The sequence below is a fragment of the Enterobacter cloacae complex sp. P6RS genome (assembly GCF_014982245.1).
Taxonomy (GTDB): Bacteria; Pseudomonadota; Gammaproteobacteria; order Enterobacterales; family Enterobacteriaceae; genus Enterobacter; species Enterobacter bugandensis.
Genome location: NZ_JADCLB010000070.1, coordinates 1 through 321, shown reverse-complemented (window position 1 = coordinate 321; position 321 = coordinate 1). Strand labels below are relative to the sequence as shown.

Sequence of the window (321 nt, the reverse complement as noted above, 5' to 3'; positions counted from 1 at the left end):
GAGCGTAGCGACTGAGTGAGCGAGGAAGCGGAAAAGAGAACATCCCTACACTGAGCACTGACGCTCTGAGGCTTCTTATGACGAAACAACAGAAAACAGCGCTGAACATGGCTAAATTCATCCAGAATCAGTCTCTGCTCCTGCTGGAGAAGCTTAACGAGCTTGATCTCGATGTTGAGGCCGACCTTTGTGAGAAACTCCACGATGATGCGGAGCATCTTTTCCGTACACTGTCCTTGAGACTGGATGAATTACAGGATGGTAACTGATGGCCAGAGTGTCTATTAGTGAGGCTGCCCGACTGACGGGTAAGAGTAGAAC

General features: G+C 49.5%; 1 protein-coding gene. It reads left to right on the top strand.

Annotation, left to right across the window (positions count from 1 at the left end):
• Positions 1 to 77 precede the first annotated feature (77 nt).
• Positions 78 to 269 (top strand): Rop family plasmid primer RNA-binding protein, encoded by a 192-nt coding sequence (locus INF73_RS21965; RefSeq protein WP_085843021.1) that lies wholly within the window; start codon positions 78 to 80, stop codon positions 267 to 269.
• The last annotated feature ends 52 nt before the right edge of the window (positions 270 to 321 follow it).

What these genes read in the sequence shown, in the direction of transcription:
- INF73_RS21965 (WP_085843021.1), top strand. Translation starts at nt 78, where the DNA reads ATGACGAAACAACAGAAAACAGCGCTGAACATGGCTAAATTCATCCAG.